The 20379-nt window shown below is 37.1% G+C and carries 19 protein-coding genes; 14 read left to right on the top strand and 5 right to left on the bottom strand.

The annotated features are described in order from the left end of the window. Nucleotides 1-715: 715 nt before the first annotated feature. From PQO01_RS08120 to pdxA, 9 genes are all read left to right on the top strand, one after another. Complete coding sequence (locus tag PQO01_RS08120; protein ID WP_274313522.1) at nt 716-1819, top strand: protein kinase domain-containing protein; 1104 nt, start codon at nt 716-718, stop codon at nt 1817-1819. Nucleotides 1820-1984: 165 nt separating this feature from the next. Further along, nucleotides 1985-2143, top strand: coding sequence for a hypothetical protein (locus PQO01_RS08125; RefSeq protein ID WP_274313523.1), 159 nt, complete (start codon nt 1985-1987; stop codon nt 2141-2143). Between the two features lie 201 nt (nt 2144-2344). Next, nucleotides 2345-2635 (top strand): Asp-tRNA(Asn)/Glu-tRNA(Gln) amidotransferase subunit GatC, encoded by a 291-nt coding sequence (gatC, locus tag PQO01_RS08130; protein ID WP_274313524.1) that lies wholly within the window; start codon nt 2345-2347, stop codon nt 2633-2635. Beyond that, nucleotides 2635-4101 (top strand): Asp-tRNA(Asn)/Glu-tRNA(Gln) amidotransferase subunit GatA, encoded by a 1467-nt coding sequence (gene gatA, locus PQO01_RS08135; protein ID WP_274313525.1) that lies wholly within the window; start codon nt 2635-2637, stop codon nt 4099-4101. The genes gatC and gatA overlap by 1 nt, the downstream gene beginning before the upstream one ends. Before the next feature lie 2 nt (nt 4102-4103). Further along, nucleotides 4104-5543: an Asp-tRNA(Asn)/Glu-tRNA(Gln) amidotransferase subunit GatB gene (gene gatB, locus PQO01_RS08140; RefSeq protein ID WP_274313526.1), complete on the top strand. Its 1440-nt coding sequence runs from the start codon at nt 4104-4106 to the stop codon at nt 5541-5543. A 46-nt stretch (nt 5544-5589) separates the two neighbouring features. Next, complete coding sequence (locus PQO01_RS08145; protein WP_274313527.1) at nt 5590-5967, top strand: Dabb family protein; 378 nt, start codon at nt 5590-5592, stop codon at nt 5965-5967. A 6-nt stretch (nt 5968-5973) separates the two neighbouring features. After that, complete coding sequence (locus PQO01_RS08150) at nt 5974-6939, top strand: calcium/sodium antiporter (protein ID WP_274313528.1); 966 nt, start codon at nt 5974-5976, stop codon at nt 6937-6939. Nucleotides 6940-6941: 2 nt separating this feature from the next. Beyond that, nucleotides 6942-8468 carry a YiiX/YebB-like N1pC/P60 family cysteine hydrolase gene (locus PQO01_RS08155; RefSeq protein ID WP_274313529.1) on the top strand — a complete coding sequence of 509 codons (1527 nt, stop codon included), beginning with the start codon at nt 6942-6944 and terminating at the stop codon, nt 8466-8468. Continuing rightward, complete coding sequence (pdxA, locus tag PQO01_RS08160; RefSeq protein WP_274313530.1) at nt 8461-9441, top strand: 4-hydroxythreonine-4-phosphate dehydrogenase PdxA; 981 nt, start codon at nt 8461-8463, stop codon at nt 9439-9441. Before PQO01_RS08155 ends, pdxA begins: the two co-directional genes overlap by 8 nt. 54 nt (nt 9442-9495) lie before the next feature. On the opposite strand, the gene PQO01_RS08165 is transcribed toward pdxA, so the two are convergent. Continuing rightward, nucleotides 9496-11352 carry a hypothetical protein gene (locus PQO01_RS08165; protein ID WP_274313531.1) on the bottom strand — a complete coding sequence of 619 codons (1857 nt, stop codon included), beginning with the start codon at nt 11350-11352 and terminating at the stop codon, nt 9496-9498. 317 nt (nt 11353-11669) lie between these two features. Between PQO01_RS08165 and PQO01_RS08170 the strand changes: the two genes are divergently transcribed. The 5 genes from PQO01_RS08170 to PQO01_RS08190 all read left to right on the top strand — a co-directional run bounded on the left by PQO01_RS08170 (nt 11670) and on the right by PQO01_RS08190 (nt 14895). Next, a complete protein-coding gene (locus PQO01_RS08170) occupies nt 11670-12116 on the top strand; it encodes a hypothetical protein (RefSeq protein ID WP_274313532.1) in 447 nt (148 codons plus the stop codon). A gap of 157 nt (nt 12117-12273) precedes the next feature. Further along, a complete protein-coding gene (locus PQO01_RS08175) occupies nt 12274-13014 on the top strand; it encodes an AraC family transcriptional regulator (RefSeq protein WP_274313533.1) in 741 nt (246 codons plus the stop codon). A 122-nt stretch (nt 13015-13136) separates the two neighbouring features. Next, the gene (locus tag PQO01_RS08180) at nt 13137-13586 is read left to right on the top strand and encodes a 23S rRNA (pseudouridine(1915)-N(3))-methyltransferase RlmH (protein WP_274313534.1); all 450 of its coding nucleotides are present in this window, start codon (nt 13137-13139) and stop codon (nt 13584-13586) included. A gap of 2 nt (nt 13587-13588) precedes the next feature. Further along, nucleotides 13589-14554: a lysophospholipid acyltransferase family protein gene (locus tag PQO01_RS08185; RefSeq protein WP_274313535.1), complete on the top strand. Its 966-nt coding sequence runs from the start codon at nt 13589-13591 to the stop codon at nt 14552-14554. A 92-nt stretch (nt 14555-14646) separates the two neighbouring features. After that, a complete protein-coding gene (locus tag PQO01_RS08190; RefSeq protein ID WP_274313536.1) occupies nt 14647-14895 on the top strand; it encodes a hypothetical protein in 249 nt (82 codons plus the stop codon). Between the two features lie 32 nt (nt 14896-14927). Here the strand turns inward: PQO01_RS08190 and PQO01_RS08195 are convergent, their stop codons facing one another. From PQO01_RS08195 to PQO01_RS08210, 4 genes are all read right to left on the bottom strand, one after another. After that, nucleotides 14928-15407 (bottom strand): ParB/Srx family N-terminal domain-containing protein, encoded by a 480-nt coding sequence (locus tag PQO01_RS08195; RefSeq protein ID WP_274313537.1) that lies wholly within the window; start codon nt 15405-15407, stop codon nt 14928-14930. A gap of 288 nt (nt 15408-15695) precedes the next feature. Then, entirely contained in the window at nt 15696-17153 is a 1458-nt protein-coding gene (locus PQO01_RS08200; RefSeq protein WP_274313538.1) for a Na/Pi cotransporter family protein, read from the bottom strand. 315 nt (nt 17154-17468) lie between these two features. Further along, nucleotides 17469-19610, bottom strand: a complete 2142-nt coding sequence (locus PQO01_RS08205; protein WP_274313539.1) for a beta-N-acetylhexosaminidase — start codon at nt 19608-19610, stop codon at nt 17469-17471. 110 nt (nt 19611-19720) lie between these two features. Then, a complete protein-coding gene (locus PQO01_RS08210; protein WP_274313540.1) occupies nt 19721-20356 on the bottom strand; it encodes a phosphoadenosine phosphosulfate reductase domain-containing protein in 636 nt (211 codons plus the stop codon). Nucleotides 20357-20379: the final 23 nt, after the last annotated feature.

Here is a 20379-nt window from a genome sequence, read left to right on the forward strand (position 1 = left end):
GGCTAAAATGTAAAGGGAAGACTCAAATAAATGTTTTGAGCAGGGCACGACTTAGCATCCGCAGTAATGCGGAAATAAAATTAGCAGATATAACTGCAGTGTAACTTAAAAAGAGGGGAAGGGGGACCTCGAAGAGGAGGACTTTGGGTATATGGAATTTGTTGCGGGGACTTATTTAGTAAACAAAAATCATCAAAAACATGAAAGGCTAAGGAGTGAATCTCTTCCACTTGTGAGTTTTGATCTAAAAAATGATTATAAACGCTTGTGTTTAAATCATTAAATTGCTCACAGCAAGTAGAACTTAGGTTGTGTTTAGCATCACTTTTATGACCACAACATGTATCTACCTTTTCATCCGATAAACTGCAGATTTTACTAATGTGAAGGGTGTTTTCTTTTAAGCATGTCCAGACGGGAACTGTGCCTGCTAAGACATAGGTCAAGATGCTTATTAAGAAAATACTGTTAGTCAAAAATTTCATTTATACCTTGTTGTTTAAGTAAATATATAATCTAAAAGTGTTGAATCATCAAACCTTTATTGGAAATAATGATCATTTTATTCTTGAATTTAAATTAAGATGCCTTAATCGTTTTTTAATTAATTGACACTAAAATTAGTGCCTTTGTATTTTATATTAAAAGATTGTTAAATTTTTGAGCTTAGGACATAAAATATGAATACTTTGTCTTTTTACTTGGAGAATACTTAATGAGCGATACGTCAACGAAAGATTTGAAAAAAGATCTTAAGTCCTCTGATACTTTGAGGATTGTAGCGAAAGACCTCGATATTCATAAAATGCTCACTAAATCAGATACTATTCGTATCAAAAAGCCTGACAATATTCAAGTTAGTGCCTCGTCTGGGGGTAGCCTTAAGATAAAAATCCCTGCGCTTAAGAAAAAAGAAGAGGGCTTTGCTATTCGCATTATTTGCCCTCAATGTGACTTTAAGAACTGTACTAATATTCAAAACCTTTTTGATAAAATTTCTTGTCATCAATGCCAAAGAAAAATTCGCGTTCCTGTAGAAACACCTAAGTTTATTTACGAAAATTATATAGCAGAAACTCCCTGCTTAAATATATTTCAGGCATACAATAAGAAACACGACTTCTATGGAGATGTGGTAACTTATGAAAAGTTGGAATTAGGTGAGCATGACCCTGCAAAACTCGAAGCTCGTCTGGAAAGACTTAAACACCTCGAAGTCAAGAACTATTTAAATCCACGCTATTTCCAACATGATGAAACTGGTTACTTTGTAACGCGCCCCAACGCCCATTACCGCATGAATATTTACCTTCAGAAGAAAGGTAAGATCAATGCAAGAAAGGCAGCTCAAATCCTCTATCAAACATCTGTTATTGCGGATGACTTAGCAAAAGAAAACGTTTTTGGAGCTTTTTTACCAACAGATATAATGTTGGACAAAAATGGTGATGTTAAGCTTTGTGACTATGGTGTGCGTGATGGTATATTTGAAGAAATGAATGAACACCATCATGTGTTTATTGATTCACTTGCACCTGAAACTATTAGTCATCGCCCACATGATGAGCACTCCGCTGTGTATTCTTTAGGTATTTTAACTATCTTGTTTTTAACTGGACAAAGTCCATTTCAAGAATTCAGCCCTTCCAGAATTAGTAAGGAAAGAGAAAATTACTGGAGTCATTTAAAAGAGTATCAACTACCAGCATTTTTAGAATTCATGCTCGATATGAATGTCCATGCACGTCCCTCTTTAAAAGAGTGTAGTACTTATTATCTACAAATGATTGAGAATTTAGATAATAGAGACCACTACTAAGGTTCTAATCTTTTCAGTTTCAATTGTTATCATTTATTGTGGGTTTTTTATTAATTTTGCTTAATAAAGAACAATTGTTTAAAGTTGCTTCGCTTAGAAATTTTACTGAAATAGCTCCACTTACATAATGGTGCAGTAAAAACTTTGCCTGAAATGGTTAAGTATATGGGGAAACACCAGCTCGGTAGAGATTTAAGTGATAAAGATATTGAGGGAATTGTTGATTTCTTAGGCGCCTTAAAAGGTGAGATCCCAATGGATTACATCAAAAAACCTGTTTTGCCCAAAAGCGGTCCAAATACTCCAAAAGCTAGTAAGGATTAATCTTTCTTAAACGATTAAAGTTCTGAAGCTTTATATTTAAAAATAGTCCACCTTTTGTGGGCTATTTTTTTGTTCATATCACTAGGCTCACAAGAAGCTTTTAACTAAGTTTGTATTCGCCTTGATGAGGGGCTTGAACAGGGGGCAGATGGCGATAGTTTTGGTGACTAAATTTTTTATATAATTAAATAGAGGTTCAGAATGAGCGATTTTGATGTAGAGCACTTTGCCAAGCTCTCGCGATTGAACATAAATGATGAAGAAAAAGTGACTTTGCAGAAGCAGATGAATGATATTCTTGGAATGGTAAATGAGCTCATGGAGCTCGATCTTGACGGCGTTGAAGGCACTAACTTTGCAGTTGATATGCAAAACATTATTCGCCAAGACGAAGTTGGTGAATCAGTTCCAGTTGAAAAAGTGGTTGCGACTTTCCCTGATACAGAAGATAACATGAATCGTACACCAGTAATTCTCGAGGATAATGACTAATGAGTTTAATTGATTTAAAATTACATGAAGCAGCAGACAAGCTTGCTGCAGGTGAAGTTACTTCACGTCAATTATGTGAAGCACTTTTAGCTCGTGTCGACGCAGTTGAAGAAAAAGTAGGTGCCCTAGTAAGCATCAATAATGAAAGAGTTTTAGCGGCAGCTGATGCCTCTGATGCTCGTCGTGCCTCTGGTTCTAGCCTCGGTCGTTACGATGGTCTGCCCATAACAATCAAAGATAACATCGTTGAAGAAGGTGAAGAATCAAAATGTGCTTCATCTATTATTGATGGCCTTGTTAACGTTTATGATTCCACTGTTGTTCGCAAATTAAAAGAAGCGGGTTGCGTTGTTTTCGGACGTGCTAACATGGATGAATTTGCCATGGGTTCAACAACTGAGACTTCTCAGATCAAAAAGACTTGCAATCCCCACGACCTCGATTGCGTTCCTGGTGGTTCTTCTGGTGGTTCAGCGGCTGGTGTCGCATCAAAAGAATTTTTAGGTGCGCTCGGTTCTGATACGGGTGGTTCCATTCGTCAGCCAGCATCATTTTGTGGCATTGTTGGGCTTAAACCTACCTATGGTCTCGTTTCTCGTTTTGGTTTAGTGGCCTTCGCATCTTCTTTGGACCAAATTGGTCCTATGTCAAAAGACGTACGCGACTCAGCCTTGATCCTTGATATTATCAATGGCGAAGACGAAAAAGACTCGACTGCACTTCCTGGTAAAATTACTGATTTTGAAGCCTCACTTGAAGGATTCGATATCAAAGGCATGAAGCTCGGCGTTCCTGCAGAGTACTTTGAAGTTGAAGGTATGGAAGCTGATGTAAAAGCCTCTGTTCAAGCAGCTATTGCTAAATTGGAAGCTATGGGTGCAGAAATCGTGCCTGTATCGCTTCCTCACACGAAGTACGCAATTGCAACATATTATGTAATTGCTACGGCAGAAGCTTGCACCAACCTCGCACGTTTTGAAGGCGTACGCTACGGTAATCGCTACACAGAAACTGATGATATCCTCGAGATGTATAACGAAACCCGTTCACGTGGTTTTGGTAAAGAAGTTCAACGTCGTATCATGCTCGGTACTTATGTGCTATCTTCCTACGAAGATCACAAGTATTACCACCGCGCTCAAAAAGTACGTACACTCATTCGCCAAGACTTTGAGAAAGCCTATGAGCAATGTGACCTTATTGTTGCACCAGTTGCTCCAGAAACGGCCTTTAAATCTGGAGAGTCTTCTGAGGATCCCATGAAGATGTACTTAGCAGATATTCTCACTACATCGGTAAACCTAGCGGGTACTTGTGGTATTTCTGTACCTTGTGGTCAAGATAGCAAAGGAATGCCTATTGGACTTCAAGTTATGGGGCCAGCACTAGGTGAGAAAAAATTACTCCAATTAGCATATGCCTATGAGCAAAATGCTGCTGTAGAACTTAAAGAAGTGGAGCTTTAATCATGTCAGAATACGAAGTCATTATTGGTCTAGAAATTCACGTTCAAGCAAAGACAAAAAGTAAAGTCTTTTGCTCTTGTAAAAATGAGTATGGCGCTCCGCCAAATTCAAATGTATGCCCCATTTGTTTGGCACACCCAGGTGTGCTTCCGGTAGTTAACCAAGAAGCTATTAACCAAATTGTAAAAGCAGGTTTGATGACAGATTCAAAAATAGCTCTTTACTCAAAATTTGACCGCAAGTCTTACTTTTACCCTGACCAACCAAAGAACTATCAGATCACTCAATTTGATTTGCCTTTCGTTGAAGCGGGTAAGATCCCAATCGGTGGTAAAGGACTTTCAGGTGAAATGATTGAACCACGTGAAATTGGTATGGAACGTATTCATCTCGAGGAAGACGTCGGTAAATCAACTCACCATGGTACACACTCAACTGTTGACTACAACCGTGCTGGCGTACCACTTCTCGAGACAGTATCAATGCCAGAGATGCATTCAGCTGACGAAGCTTATGCTTATGTCCAGTCATTACAACAGATCATGCGCTATGGTGGCATTTCTGACTGTGACCAAGAAAAAGGACAGTTCCGCTGCGATGTGAATATTTCGATTCACAAACCTGGAACACCTTTCGGTACAAAAGTAGAAATTAAAAACCTCAACTCAACACGCCACATTTGGCTTTCAATTAATTATGAGATCGAACGTCAAACTGAGATGGTTGAAGAGGGCATAGAAATCCACCAAGAAACACGTCGTTGGAATGATGCTCGTCAAGAAACAGTTCATATGCGTTTCAAAGAAACTGCAGATGATTACCGTTACTTTCCAGAGCCAGATCTTCCCCCAGTCGTACTTTCTTCAGACCAAATTGAGCAATGGCGCTCAGAAATGCCGATGACACCAAAAGCTTATCGCGAACAGTTCATTAACGAGTTTAAGGTGACAGAGTATGATGCTCATGTTTTGACTTTAGATAAAGCTAATGCCGACTTCTTTGCGGAAGCCGCAAAAGGTGTTAAAAAGCCAAAAACTGTGGCAAATGTGATGATGAATACGCTCAATAGCCTGCTTTCTGAAGCAGGAAAAGAGTTATTTGAAACAGAGCTTAAGCCTCAGGATCTTATTGATCTTGTTAAACTTCAAGAAGGCAATGTTATCTCTAAGAGTGCTATCGCTAAGATTCTTCCTGTACTTCTCGAAGAAAACAAATCAGCTGAACAAGTTGCTAAAGATCTTGACCTCGTTCAACAAAATGACACTGGCGCTTTAGAGGGTTGGGTTGACGAAGTTATTGCGGCTAATCCAAAAGCAGTTGGTGAATTTAAAGAAGGTCAAAAGAATGCTGTTAACTTCCTTATGGGGCAAGTTATGAAAGCCTCACGAGGCAAGGCGAATCCGCCGATGGTTATTCAAATGATCAACAAAAAACTCAGTTAATTAAAACGGGCGCTTTTGACCGCCCGTTTTTGTAGGAAGTTCATATATGAAAAAGTTTTTATTACTTTGTATCACCTTACTCTTTGTTAGCTGCCAAAGTCACAGAGAACCCGATCCTCGCATTGTGCACGTTGTCTTAACTTGGCTCAATGAACCCGATAACGAAAAACACCGCAAGATGGTGATTGAAGCTAGTGAAAAGTTCTTAAAAATCCCTGGAGTTCTTGACGTTGGTGTGGGCCGACCTTTGATGAGCGATCGCGACATAGTTGACGATAGTTTTGATGTTGGCATTTTCTTAACTTTTAAGACGAAAGAAGACCTTCAAACTTATATTGATCACCCAGATCACCAGGCAACGGTGAAGCTCATTTTAAAACCCTTAGTCAAGAAAATAAAAGTCTACGATATAGTAGATCTCTAGGAAAAAATGATAGAGGCAATTTTATTAATTATAGGCGGGGGATTACTACTTTATTATGGTGGTGATTGGCTCGTAGATGGTGCCGTCGGTTTATCCTTGCGCTGGGGTATGTCTCCTTTGGTAGTGGGACTAACAGTTGTCGCTTTCGGCACATCTGCCCCCGAACTTGCCGTGTGTATAAAAGCAACTTTAAATGGCATGGATGATATTGCACTAGGCAATGTCATCGGCTCAAATATTTGTAATATAGGTTTAGTCCTAGCGATCGCGGCTTTGCTAAAACCCATAGCGGTTCAAAGTCAGCTGATTAAAATTGATGTCCCTGTTGCTATTATTGCGGCGCTCGCATTTTTTCTGCAGATACAAGACGGACAATTGGATTTTTCTAATGGACTTGTGCTTTTTGCAATGGTCGTAGCTTATGTCATCTTTAGTCTTAAAATGTCTAAACAAGAAGGCAAAGAAGTTGAAGATGAGTTTGATGATGAAGTTAAACCATCGGATAAATCCACTCTCGCTTTATTTGGCTTGATCCTAGCTGGTTTAGCTGGCGTCACCTATGGAGGTAGCATATTTGTCGATGGGGCTTCAACAGTAGCCGCTAGCCTTGGAGTTAGTGAAGCCGTAATAGGTTTGACTATTGTCGCACTCGGAACAAGTTTACCTGAGTTAGCAGCATCGATAATGGCATCCTTGAAAGGACATGGCGACATGGCCTTAGGCAATGTGATTGGCTCATGTATTTTCAATCTCTTGGCAATTATGGGAATTACTTCCATGATTGAAACCATAGATGCCATGGGGATCAATAAAGTCGACTTGGGAGTAATGCTCTTTCTAATGGTTGCTCTGCTTCCAGTTTTATGGACTCAAAAGAAATTATCTCGTTTAGAAGGTTGTTTTTTCTTGTTAGTTTATTGTGGCTATTGCGCTTACTTATTCATGAATCAAGGGGCTCCAGTAGCTGCTTAGTTATGTTGAAAAATTTATTTGTCACATTTGTTCTAAGTCTACTTCTAGGCTCATGTACAAATACGACTGAATCATACATTGATGAATCCTTACAAGAAGTTGGTGTACGACGAGATTTAAGCCCTCAAGCAATTCAAACTTTAAATCTTAAAGATAAATTTTTAGATGAGCGCATAAAAACAGAAGAGTCCATTCTCGATGCTTCTATCCATTACTTTTCCCGTTTGCATGAATGGAGCCTTTCTTACCGTCAGCATATACTCACACTTGCGAAAGAAGTAGAAAAGACTCAAGGTCCTTTGAAGGGGGAATTGATTTTAAAGTTGGTACAGGCCAACAATAATTTTGTTCAGCTTCGTTATGCACTCTATAGTCTTTTGAAGAGTAATCGCAATTATTATGATCGTACTTTTAATCATTGGTCTGATCAACATTATTACAAGGGACTCTGCCTCAATTTGGCTGTAGCAGTAACGCTCTATGATAACATGGCTCTTTCTATGGAGCTTTTAGAAAAACACGAACGTGTAAAAAGTTTGTTTTTGGAGGGGAGCGTTGATTATCAGATACCCGCAGAATACAATCGCGAAGTGGTCAAATCGTTTTATTCAGGACGTCGTCGTCGAATCATTCGTAAAAAAATGGATTTATTTGCCCAAACGTTTACAGATTTAAATGTTGCTAAAGGGGATGATTATTTACAGTACTTAGCGGTGCTAATCTCGCAATCACCTTCCGCTTTGAAAATCCAAGAAGAAAGTACGATAGGTGACTTCTCTACGAGTATATCCGAGCGTGTGACTTACCGTGCGTCCTCTTTGTTTGACTCACATGAAAAAGTTCTCTTTAAAGTGAGTGAAGCTTTTGGCAATGGTATGGGAGTCTTTCAGAGTCGCATGGGGCTCTTACATGATAATAAAGAAGTTTTAAAAGAAGTCGCCAGTACACTTCAACCCTTAGATATACTTTTAGAAAAAACCCCTTTTCGTTTAACAGATAAATTTATCCCGGGACATTTTGGTCATGTGGCGCTGTATCTCGGCACAGAAAAAGAATTGAAAGCTTTGGGCCTTTGGGGAGATGATTTAATACGTCCTTATCAGCAAGAAATAAGGGAAGGCAAAGTGGTTTTAGAAGCCTTGCGTGAAGGAGTTGTACTCAACACAGTAGACCACTTCATGAATGTGGATGATTTTGCCATTGTGCGGAAATCGCAAATGACCTTGAAGAGTCAAAAAAAATACATGCACAATGCCTTCCGTCAGTTAGGCAAAGAATACGATTTTAGTTTTGATGTAGAAACACTTAATAAGATTGTATGTTCGGAACTCGTGTATCAAGTTTTTACTGATGAATCATGGCAAACTGCCGAAGCACTTGGACGAGCGACAATAAGTCCCGATGCCATTATTGAAAAAATTAAAAATAGTAATTCTTATGAATTGGTACTCTTTTACCATCAAGGTGAAAAAGTTTTACCTGAACAGCAAACTAAACTAGCCCTAAATTTATTGAGTGAAGATGAATAAAAAAGCCATGATTTTAACTAGCGGCGATCCCGCTGGAGTTGGACCCGAAGTCGCTGTAAAAGCTTTTGCGAAACTCGCAAAAGCTAATTTCCCTTTTGTAGTGGCAGGCCGAGCTGATGTTTTACAAGAAGCCTGTGAACTCTATGCTCCCACTTTCAAAGTAGAGAAATATGATGAGGCTCAAAGCTGGGAAGATAACACGCTCTATTACGATGACTTTTCTTTAACGCTCGAATCTGGCTGGGAGAAAAATAAAGCTTCGGCAAGCTGTGGTAAGTTTTCTTATGACTTGATCGTTGAAGCGACTCGTGCAGTCATCGCAAAACAGTATTCAGCTATTGTTACGGCACCAGTAAACAAAGAGTCTGTTAACCTAGCAGGAATTGATTTTTGTGGACACACAGAGCTCATTGCCGAACTCTGTGAGTGTGATCAATTCAATATGATGCAGAGTGCCGATCGCTTGCGTTGTGTATTTGCCACTTGTCATATATCCCTCAAAGAAGTCCCAGAAGCTTTAACAGTCGACAAAATACTGCAAGCAGGGCGCTTGCTGCACAAAGCTTGCCTCGCAGAAGGCCTAGTGAATCCTTCGCTCTCTGCTGCAGGACTCAATCCCCATGCAGGAGAAAGTGGCTATATGGGGCGCGAAGAAATTGATACGGTAATTCCCGCTTTAGAAATCCTGCGCTCAGAAGGTATTGATATCGAAGGACCTTTCCCACCGGACACACTCTTTGTCCCCGCGATTCGCGAACGATTCGAGGGTTTCCTCTGCATGTATCACGATCAAGGTCACATCCCCTTTAAAATGCTCGCTTTTGATCGAGGAGTGAATAGCACACTGGGCTTGCCGATTATTCGCACGAGCGTCGACCACGGCACAGCTTTCGATATTGCTTGGCAAGATAAAGCCGACATCGGCAGCCTAGAAAACGCCCTCAAATTAGCCTGGAGACGCACTGGAAACTAAGAACCTAGATTGGAGAGGGTAACTCTCCATGAATAAGTATTATGTCAGGGGCAGTTAGAGGCTGGACCAGCCAGACTTCCAGACACTACTTGGTTTTGCGTCTTGTTGCTTATCGAAGAACTTGTAATATTGTTCATAGTTTGAGTAGAGATGGGGCATAGTTGAAGGATCTACAGGGATGGCAATGAGACCCCAGTCTTTCTTTTTCATACCAAGAAAATCAAGGTCATCGCCATTATACTCATAATCTTTAGAAGAGCTCAGTTTTTGAATATCTAAAAAGTTAGAGTCAGTAGTTTCTATTTTATTATTGACAGTAATGTAATAGCCCATATAAGCTTTGACTTCGTACTTGAACTTTTTTTGCCCTTTAGGATCAGAGTTCGCTACGTCCTGTTGGTAGTGACTTAGAACTTTACTATTATTATTATTATTGAGGTAGTGGAGAGCCGCTAAATTCTCACTAAAAATAATGCCATTCTCTTGGGGAAGGAGGTTATTTAAAGAATGAATAGAAGCCATAACTTCAGCAACCTTATTAACCTTATCATAGTTAGATAAAAGTTGATCTTCTTGTTCTTGAGACAAATCAACAATATTTATGATTTGATCGATTGATTTGGTTTTTGCTTTCACAGGAATTGAAAGAACTAACTTTTGTGGATAGCCCCAGTAGCAGTCATTACTTGTACCTTGGAGTGCAATACCGTCTTTATTATACACAGCTTCAAAAGTAATAGGAAAGGGAGTGATTTCTGCTAAATCAACTACTTGACCATTTTTTACAAATTGATAACTAAGACGATTTTCATTGAATTGAACTTCTAAACTCGTATTTTCTTCAATGCTAATACTTTGTGACCCACGCTTCTCTTTGCGATCAACCTCAATGAGTAATTGTTCACTGGGTGCAAGGGTAGTTGATTTAATGATGGCTAGTTGTGCGTCTTCTTTACTATTTAGATCAATAGTTTTTATGAAGTTATCTTCGAAATAACTTGCCGTTAATTTCTTGATGTAAGAATCACCTAAGAGTACAATTGACTCATCATTGATTATATTCATATATTCTTTAAAGGAAAAGGCTTTGTCTTCTTGGCAAAAAACAATTTTATCTTCAATGAGTTTATAATTTAACGATTCTAAACTTGTGTCATCAATGAGTGAAGGTACTGGACTTATCGTTCTTTTTGAAAAATCTTCTCTAGTCCAATAAGTATCAGATGGGATAGTATCAATTTTCTTTGCATAAACACTATCGAAATTAAGAGATAATTGCAAAGGTTCTTTGTAAGTATCTGCAATTAAAATGACTTCCACAGTGTATATTTTTTTGCTTTTATCTTGCTTACTTAAAGAGAATTCATTTTTATCAGTCTCAACAATGACCTGACCTTTTTTGTCATATGCTTTGAAAGAAAAAATTGAGTTTTGAGGAGTCGAAAATTTAAAAGATTTATTATTAATCGAAAGAAGTTTAAATTCTTTACCATTAGCTAATTTAAATTTTTTCGACTTATCTTTTATGGCAACTTTTATAGGGTCACTATTTGGAAAGAGTTTATGAGTACATTCGGCAGACAGAGAAACAGGAATATCGATCGGTTTAGATTTGAAATTAATGGGTATATCAATTTGTGTATCTGAATTTAGGACGATATCACGATCGTATTTTATTGTGCTCTTATCGTGAAAGTGGAAAGTTTTTAAATTCAATCTATAGGCATTTAATTGATTCTCATAGAAGGGGTCAATAAGGATCGACATTTGACGACTTTTCTTTTTTTCAACAAACATATGCTTGTGAATTAGTTCTGAAAGATCATTCGTTTCTTTATTTAGATCAGCGGCGTAACAAGCCAGAGGACTCAATTGAGACAGAACAATTAAGATTAATAAAATTTTACTCACCATAAACTCCATTTTTAAGTATGCTAGATATATATAATACAGGTTCAAAAATTAGAAAATACTTACACGAATTTTAAGGAAATTATTTTTATTTTTGTTTCTTTTTGATTGGAATATGCGGATTTCGTTATAAAAACACCAAGATGTTTGATAACTATTTAACAAGAAAAACGAATATTAAAGATTCTATAATTAGATGTGAACAACACTATTAACTAAAATATTTATTTCTTATTGCCCGTATGCTAAATAAAATCATGATTTTTAACAAATGACAATTAAAGTATTTAGATCATAAAAAAATAGAAGGATAGGATATGAAGTTCTTATTACTCACATTGTTGAGCTTAAGCTCTTTAATCAATGCTAAAGATATCCAAGATGATATTGATGATTGGTTGGCGGGTAGAAAAATCCAAGTTTTGAAGACAACTGTAAAAAACTATTGGCCTGACAAAACTGATAAACAAGAAAAACGCATAAACCTAGAAGATGTGATTAATAAAGAGGTTTTGATAGATACAAATGATCAATTAGCTCTTCTCGTAAAAGTCCCTGGGATGAGTGAAATAGGCAAGGGCAGATCAGGAGGTGTCGTCGTAGGAAAGTTTAAATACCGTCATGATGGAAAAATCCTTGAAGTGCTTGCGGTCTTTGAGTATAAAAAAGCATTGAACAAAAGAACCTTGACTCACCTTACTTTTAAAACTAGTAATTTTGCAGAGAGTAAAACGCGTTATGCTTTAATTCCATCGCAACCATAAAATCTGTGCGAGTTAGATATTAACTCCTAATCAATCCTCCCCATAATGGTAATTTTCGATATTGATTAATAAAAATCTTCACTAAGATGGTACTATATGCGATTGTACTTTTTTATCATTTAAGTAGATTTATATAAAATAATATAAAAGAATATTTATGAAAAAATTACAAGAAAAATTCCTTGATGAATTAGGGACTTATAACAGGTTTGATTTATTACTGAGTGACTCCATGGGAGTGTACTTTTTTGTGAAAGACATTGAAGGCCGAGTCATGATTGCTAATAAGCTGACTTATGAACGTTGCGGTTTTCAGTCTGAAGAAGAAATTATAGGCAAAACAGATTATGATATTTTTGAGTTCGATTTAGCTGACAAATATCATAAAGATGAACAAGAAATCATGGAGAAGGGTGAAGCCGTCTATAACATGGCCGAGCTAGCACCAAATAAAGATGGTATAATTGATTGTTACTTTTCAAATAAATTACCCGTTCATAATAAAGATGGAAAGATCATAGGTGTTGCAAGTACGACATCGAGCCATGACTACATGAAGAAGATGCTTGGATCCTATTTGACTATTTCACCTGTATTAGAATTCATTAGAGATAACTTTCGGAAAAACCTCAGTATTCCTGAATTAGCAGAAAGTCTAAATATGACGCAACGAAAGTTCGGTGATATTTTCAAAGAAGTACTAACTGTGACCCCTCAGACTTATATTATAAAAATGCGTATTCACTATGCTTGTGTTGACCTGATAAAAACTAAAAAAGCACTTAAGAAAATTGCCGAAGATGTCGGTTTTTATGATCATAGTACTTTTATACGCCAGTTTACCAAACACATGGGAATGTTACCTACAAAATATAGAAAAGTTCACAAGAATAACTAATCAGTTTTCCTCGTCCTTTTTATTGTTGAGGCAATTTTAATTACTCAATGAATAAAGTATTAAATCGTATAAGCTTTACCATGATTTAGTTTAAAGAACAATATCTCTATCAGGATAAAAACATGTTAAGAGTAGACTTTCTCGTTATAGGGAAAACTAAAGAAAAATGGATACAAACAGGCATTGATAAGTACCTTAAAAGGCTCCAGCCCTATGCAAAACTTACTTACAAAGAACTCGCGGATATCTCCGTCGATAAAAGGAAAGACAGTAAAATCATACAAGCTGTAAGTCCTCGAGATTTACTTATACTCTTAGATGAAAAAGGTCTGGAATTCACATCTGTAGATGGGGCGAAGTGGCTCGAAAAGAAAGCTCACCACTGCTCAGGTAAAATCATTTTTGTGGTAGGAAGTGCCTATGGTTTTACAGAAGAGGAGTATAGTAGGGCGGACTTTACTCTAAGTTTGTCAAAAATGACCTTTACACATGAAATGATAAGAGTCTTTTTCTTAGAACAACTCTATCGTATGTTTTCAATTCAAAAGGGCACCCCGTATCATCACGTTTAATTATGGCTAAAAAAATAAAAAAAATCAGAAAAAAAATCCAACGTCCTTTAGAGATTGGAGCCATCTACTGCTTAATGCTTGTGGTCAAATGCTTAACTTTACGCGGAGCTAGAAGAGTAGGAGTTTTGCTTGCACGACTTTCTTTATATATCCCTACTATAAAACGTACGATTAAAGCAAATCTGAAAATTGCTTTTCCAGATTTAGATAAAAATAAAGCGCGTAAAATCAGTGTGAATTCTATGGCAAGTTTATTTAATGTCTTTATTGAATTCCTATGGTTTAAAGGCCGTGAAGATAAAATCATTAATTATATTGAATGGGATGAGCCTTCCATCAAGGCCTTTCAAAAAAAGCGTAGTGAAAACGAAACTAAAAAACCATGTATACTCCTTACCATGCACATGGGGAACTGGGAAGTCACAGCGCAAAGTTACTACAGTATTTCATCGGAAGTCCTTACTTCTGTTGCGAGAAGAATTAAAAATAATGTTCTCGAAAAACTAATGTATGAAGGACGCACCGCTACAGGCGCAAAAATTACGCATGAAAAAGGCGCCGTGAGAGCTCTCATACAAAGTTTAAAAACAAAGCAAACTATAGGGCTTCTCGTAGATCAAAACACCAAAATCCATCAAGGAGGCGTTTACGCTAAGTTCTTTGGTTTAGATGCAACCATTAGTCGTAGTCCGGCTACCTTTGCCAAAAAGTTTGATCCTGATGTCTTCATGATAGATTGCCATAGAACAGACAAGGGGTTTTTTATTTCGTATAAAGCTTTGCCTTTTACTTACAAAGATTGTCAATCAGAGGAAGATTATTCGGCCAAGTTATTAGAATATATGGAAAGTTTAGTGAGAGCTAGACCTGATCAATGGATTTGGTATTACAACAGATGGGCTACATACCTCAAGGAAGAAGATAAAAGTAAATACCCCTTTTACGCAAGTTTGGATACAAAGGCTTAACTAAAATGACTAAGCAGGTGTGTTCTTAACTTAAATCTATAGATACTTTTAGCAGTGAAAAACTTTAGAATTATAAGTGAGTTTGATAATATATGAAAGAGACAGACAAATCAGCCCATATAAGAGAAGAGGAAACTACCTCAAAACAATCTGGTCGGCTTGCTAAAGATTTTAAAAATTTAACTATTGCTCAGCAGACTGAGATTTTAAAGAAGCACGATCCGGAAGCTTTTGCAAAAATCAATAAAGACATAGTCAATAGGGCGGCCAGATTTCGTAAGTTCTTACATCTTATTACTATTGTAGCCGTTCTATACCTCTTTTATTTCCTCTTGAGGTGATGGTGCAGATTTCTAAGTGAATTTGAAGTGATTTAGACTTCTACTATAGATAAAACATACTTTATCTGATCTGAATCAAAGCCTGCTAAGCGAAGTTGGTCACCAATTTGTTTGGCATAATCACGACTTCTGCGCTCAATGTACTCTTCCTCAGTTTCAGGTGATTCTTCAATTACAGTATGTTCTGTTTTATTATTGCTTGGTGGCTTAGTGAGCTTTGTTTCATCAGCTTGTTTATCAAGAGCATACTTTAAAGCCTGTTCTTCATCATCAAAATCAATCCTAGTTGCTTCGACATTAATCAGTCCTGCTAGTTTAGCAGCTTCTAGTACGATATGCCCATAAATGACGACATAACCAACGTTTTTGACGTAAGAATAAATAATAGGTTCATCTTGATTAGAGCCATTTTTTTCTATGATTGTGAGTTTTTTATTTACAGCATTTTTATCAATTGGAAAATAATCTTTATAAGGTGAGCGTGTTTTAAGGCTTTCTATATCAACTTTCATTTTATCAATCTTTTCTGGTTCTAATCTTTCAGATTAAAGTTTGAACAACTAATAAATATTTCCACCTTAAAAACACTTTTATAGTGCCTCTTCCTTACTTTTATTTATTCAAACTAAGCGGAATTAAAGAGGAGAGAGATTTTTCAAAATCATGGTATTACAAACTATGGAGATCACCTTTAAGTACTAAGACTAGGTTGGTTATTGTGGGTGTTAATCACAAATACAAAAAAGCTCTGAACATAACTTAGTTCAGAGCTTAATCTTTTTTTTACTGACTTATTAGAACTACTTTATTCCTGCGCGAGTTTCGGCCACATGAAGGATGAGAGTTTTAATTTTTCTATATGAATTGATAACATCAGTAAAAGTAGTACTGAGCAATGGGTCCATACGCTTATCAGAAAGGCGTTCCCAATGATTTGAAGAGAATTTACGGATCTCCGCAGTAATCTCCTCTGAGCGAACTGATGCTTCAGAGTGAATGGCTTGATCATTCTTATCAGGGTTTTGAATCTTTTTGTAGAAGGCAGAAATCATCTCATGGAGTTCTAAGATTTCTTTCTTTTGCATATCATTGAATTCTAAATTGTTATCTTCAAGACGTTTGAAATGTTTAATAATTGTCATGATGTAATCAGAAATAGATTCGTATTCATCCGCAAGTAAGAGTTGCTTCTTAGCTTCTTCAGATTCATCTGTGTTGAGTGCCTGGCTCATGACATCTGTAAGGAAGTCAGTAACTTCGGTTTGAACTTTATCTAGAATATCTTCGACGCGGAAAATATTGCGACTTAGTTTTTTGTGATCTCCATTACCCTCAATGAAATTCTTGAGATCAACTAACATGAGGTCAGACTTGTGTTCCATTTTCTTGATTTCATGTGCACTTTGCTCAATAGCCGCGAAGGGTGAATCATACATTTGGAAGTCGAGGTTGATGAGGTATTTATCACCCATAACCTTTTTGTCTTTGACAATTTTATTGAGGATATTTGCTGCAACCGCAGTGAAAGGTAAAAAGAATACCACATTGGCAACATTAAAAATAGTGTGAAACATAGCGATACCAGCAGTCATGTATGGATAGCTTAAGACTTCTTTTCCATCAACCATTTCTATAGCAGTTGCATTAATATTTTTAAAGCGCCCCATGAACCATGTGATAAAGTCCATGTATTGAGAGAAAATCAAGGTTATCCAAAAGACGCCAACTAAGTTGAAGAATATGTGGAAGTATGCGGCTCGTTTAGCATTTGTTGAGGCACCAATTGAAGTAAGAAATGCAGTGATTGTTGTACCGATATTTTCACCTAAAACAAGTGCTGCTGCCGTTTCGAATGGGATGACGCCCGTTGTTGCTAGGGCAATTGTGATACCGAGTGTAGCTGAAGATGATTGAACAATAACAGTAAGAATACAACCGACTAGAGCAGTGGTAACAGAAGATGATTGTACTAATACAGTTAAAAATACACCCGCAATACAGGCAAGCACTCTATTATTGGTGACCATTTTAATACATTTTTTAAGAGAAGGACCAGCAACTTTCTGAATACCATCCGACATGAAGCGCATACCTAATAAAAAGATACCTAAACCACCTAACAAAGAGAAAATCATTTTTTGAATGATTTTTGAGTCGAGTTTAATGTACTTTTTCTTTAGACTTTTGACCTCAACAACTTCTTTTTGCTCGCTTTTGACAAGATTTTCTTGTGATTCTAATTTGGGGTCGAGTTTCACAGAAGTGTTAACTTCGGATGTATTGATCTCAGTTTATACTGTTGGAGAACTAGGGCTTTCTCTTTGTGCGAAAGTAGAGAGAATCAAGCTAATCAGTAGCGTTGACAAAAGTAAGAATTTTTTCATTTTCTTCCTGTTTTTGTGATCCATCGTCATCTCAGTTTTAGAAAACTCCGACTATTAGAATCTTTATTGTTAAGACTTTGTTGTGTTTTGTTAAGATAAGGTTTGGCGCACGATATCAAAAGGATAGGGAAGGAATTACAGGAGGCTTGTGGAAAAAATAAGCTTTAAAAAAAAGCTACAGAAAAGCTCTTAAGCTTTAATAAGCAATTCTTGAATTGCTGTCCATTCACTCTGTTCTTTATTAAATAATATACGCAATAATTTAATTTCTAAAGAGTCAATTTTTACTTGTGCAATACCGTTATGGAATTCTGTTAGCTTTTGAAAGTCCACACCATCATTAGAATAAAATAGGTCGGCCTTTTCAACTAAACTTCTCAAAGTTTTTGGGACCCCAGTGCGAACTTCTAAGTGTTTAGCTTTTAGGATTGTGTCAAAAGTAAAATCAATATATTCACCAGGCATATAAGGAGTAGGGACCCAGACATAGAGTTCGCGATTTCCTTTGCCTGCATTGCTTTCTGGTTCTTGATAGCGTGCTTTACGATACGTTTTAAGCTTATAAGGAAAATGTCTATAGGACTTCACTTGTATATCATCAAAATTTGGTACGGGACTCAATTCAGACCAGGTGCCACATGGACTTAAAAGTCGTGCTCGAAAGAGATTAACATCTTCTATACCTACGGGACTTTGGTACAACTCACTAGCTTCGTTAGGTAGACTAGCGTCTACAGTAAAATAAATTTGATCATGAGGTGATTGTTTGATAACTGAAACAGTCTCATCTTTATAGATCAATTCGGCTTTATTAATTCTCGAAATTAACTGCGCCTCTTTTAAGTAATAGCAATGGAATTTTTTGTAGCGATTTATTAAGCCACCCCAACTTTTATTTTGAGACCAAGCCACTTCACTTGCGGCAAGTAAACGAGGAAAGATTTGTTTCCAAATAAAATCTTTCTGATCCAAATACTCGGCCCATAGACAGATGCCATAGCCTTTCACTAAATCTAATTTACCCAGGTCTTTACTGACTTCATAAGAATAGACTTTTTCCATATCTAAAAAACCTGCCCAAGAATGACCGCGTTCAAATGGTCCTTGAGCCATATCTATATAACAATATTGTCCTGGACATAAAATAACTGGTACAGCTCTTGAAAGAGCTTCTTTTGCGGGTTCAACACCTTCCCAAGACATAATTGTGGTATCCTTGGGCATTTCAGGGTCACTTAAACTCTCGTTCCATGCCACAACTTCTTTGTTTAAGGATTTAATGAATTGATGTACTTGTCTGAAAAATAGGTTTTGTAAATCACGACTCGACATAAATTCATTTTTTTTCATTGCTCCTTGGCAGCTATGGCAATTTGCCCAATGACTTCGTTCAACTTCATCATTTCCAATGTGGATATATTTCGATGGGAATAAGTCCGCCACTTCAGTTAAAATATTTTTAATGAATTCTAAGTTTGTTTCTTTAGAAGGGCATATTGTGTTGAGTTTTACACCTTTCTCTAAAATCTCTGGTGAGACAGGCGAACACCTCGTTTCTGGGTATGAGTTCACTATGGCGAGAGAGTGCCCAGGAATATCAATTTCAGGGATAATTTCTATACCTCTTAATGCAGCATATTTGATAAGCTCTCGCACTTCATCTTTGCTATAAAAGCCACCGTAACGCTTTTGCCCCGAACCACGATCCGGTGGCAACACTTCATTCGGGCCTCGCCAGGCGCCCTTGTTTGTTAAATCTGGATAGGAATCAATTTCTAAGCGCCAGCCCTCATCATCACATAAATGCCAATGAAATACATTTATTTTATAAAAGGATAATTGATCAAAAAGTCGTTTAAGCGTATCTACCGAAAAGAATTGTCTCGAACAGTCTAAGGTAAAAGATCGCCAAGAAAATCTCGGGAAATCACGTATTTGAAGTAGGGGGATATTGTGGCCAATTAAGTTGATGTCTCCAATTGGAAGTAGCTGTTTTAATGAATATACAGCATACAAAAAACCTACAGAATCATGAGCTTTTATCAAAATACTATTTAACTCAATATCTATTGAATAAGCTTCTTCAGGCATATCCGTTTTTTCAAAAAGAATGCTTTTTCTAGCTGTATTACAAATATTTAATGAAGCGCATAAGTCATTACGTAAAACTTCACTTGCGTAAACTGCTGATTCACATAGAACTTCAATACTTAGTTCCTTTTCAAAAACAAAGCAAGCCTGACCAAGCTTCAGAAACTGAGGCTTGGGAATAATATTGATCTGCTCAAAATCTTTAGCTCGAGCTCGTATATATCTTTTTAAATGACTCAAACAAACACTCTTTTAAACCTCTGATTAGTCATGTCGCATAATATATCTTATGTATAATGTCGCGGAATTGATATGCTGGCCATATAAAACTACTTTGGTGGCCTACAGGATTACTTTAAGAAACCGCTCTTGTGTAAACCGCATTCGTGATTCAGTGATGGTTTCGTAGGATCAAAATAGCGCTTTTCGTCGGGAAGATCATTTTCTTTTACATAAGCTTCCATATCTGCTTCTGACCAATAAAATACTGGATTACATTTGAGCATGCCATTAGAATCCATATCAAAGATATCCATTGCCGCACGGTTTTGATTCTGCTCTTGACGCAAACTAGTGAACCAAACACTAGGGTTAACTTCAGCTAAAGCACGTCTGAAAGGCTCGAGCTTAAAAATTTCTGCGAAAGCCACAAGTTCTTCTTCTTGTTCCGCCTGAGGAATAGCCGCATCACCACCAAATCTTGCCGCAGTGATTTTTGGCACATAAACATCGATATTTAACTTTAGTTGCTCAATTGTTTTCTCTGCAAAAGCATAGGTGTGAGGCATCATGTAGCCGCTATCTACCCAAACGACTGTAATATCGTTTTTAACTTTTGTGGCCATATCTAATACGACTGCCTCTAATGGGCGGAAATTAGTTGACACCATGGGACGGTCGCCACCCAGTTCGATTGCTTTTTTAATGATTTCTGAAGGGTGTGCATGGCGCATTTCTTCATTCAATTTTTTAATATCAATACTCATAAATCTACCTAAATTAATTATAT

The organism is Lentisphaera marina, assembly GCF_028745505.1.
In the GTDB taxonomy this organism is placed as follows: Bacteria; Verrucomicrobiota; Lentisphaeria; order Lentisphaerales; family Lentisphaeraceae; genus Lentisphaera; species Lentisphaera marina.

Coding starts and splice junctions, on each gene's coding strand:
- PQO01_RS08120 (WP_274313522.1), top strand. CDS start 716: ATGAGCGATACGTCAACGAAAGATTTGAAAAAAGATCTTAAGTCCTCT.
- PQO01_RS08125 (WP_274313523.1), top strand. CDS start 1,985: ATGGGGAAACACCAGCTCGGTAGAGATTTAAGTGATAAAGATATTGAG.
- gatC (WP_274313524.1), top strand. CDS start 2,345: ATGAGCGATTTTGATGTAGAGCACTTTGCCAAGCTCTCGCGATTGAAC.
- gatA (WP_274313525.1), top strand. CDS start 2,635: ATGAGTTTAATTGATTTAAAATTACATGAAGCAGCAGACAAGCTTGCT.
- gatB (WP_274313526.1), top strand. CDS start 4,104: ATGTCAGAATACGAAGTCATTATTGGTCTAGAAATTCACGTTCAAGCA.
- PQO01_RS08145 (WP_274313527.1), top strand. CDS start 5,590: ATGAAAAAGTTTTTATTACTTTGTATCACCTTACTCTTTGTTAGCTGC.
- PQO01_RS08150 (WP_274313528.1), top strand. CDS start 5,974: ATGATAGAGGCAATTTTATTAATTATAGGCGGGGGATTACTACTTTAT.
- PQO01_RS08155 (WP_274313529.1), top strand. CDS start 6,942: ATGTTGAAAAATTTATTTGTCACATTTGTTCTAAGTCTACTTCTAGGC.
- pdxA (WP_274313530.1), top strand. CDS start 8,461: ATGAATAAAAAAGCCATGATTTTAACTAGCGGCGATCCCGCTGGAGTT.
- PQO01_RS08170 (WP_274313532.1), top strand. CDS start 11,670: ATGAAGTTCTTATTACTCACATTGTTGAGCTTAAGCTCTTTAATCAAT.
- PQO01_RS08175 (WP_274313533.1), top strand. CDS start 12,274: ATGAAAAAATTACAAGAAAAATTCCTTGATGAATTAGGGACTTATAAC.
- PQO01_RS08180 (WP_274313534.1), top strand. CDS start 13,137: ATGTTAAGAGTAGACTTTCTCGTTATAGGGAAAACTAAAGAAAAATGG.
- PQO01_RS08185 (WP_274313535.1), top strand. CDS start 13,589: ATGGCTAAAAAAATAAAAAAAATCAGAAAAAAAATCCAACGTCCTTTA.
- PQO01_RS08190 (WP_274313536.1), top strand. CDS start 14,647: ATGAAAGAGACAGACAAATCAGCCCATATAAGAGAAGAGGAAACTACC.
- PQO01_RS08195 (WP_274313537.1), bottom strand. CDS start 15,407: ATGAAAGTTGATATAGAAAGCCTTAAAACACGCTCACCTTATAAAGAT.
- PQO01_RS08210 (WP_274313540.1), bottom strand. CDS start 20,356: ATGAGTATTGATATTAAAAAATTGAATGAAGAAATGCGCCATGCACAC.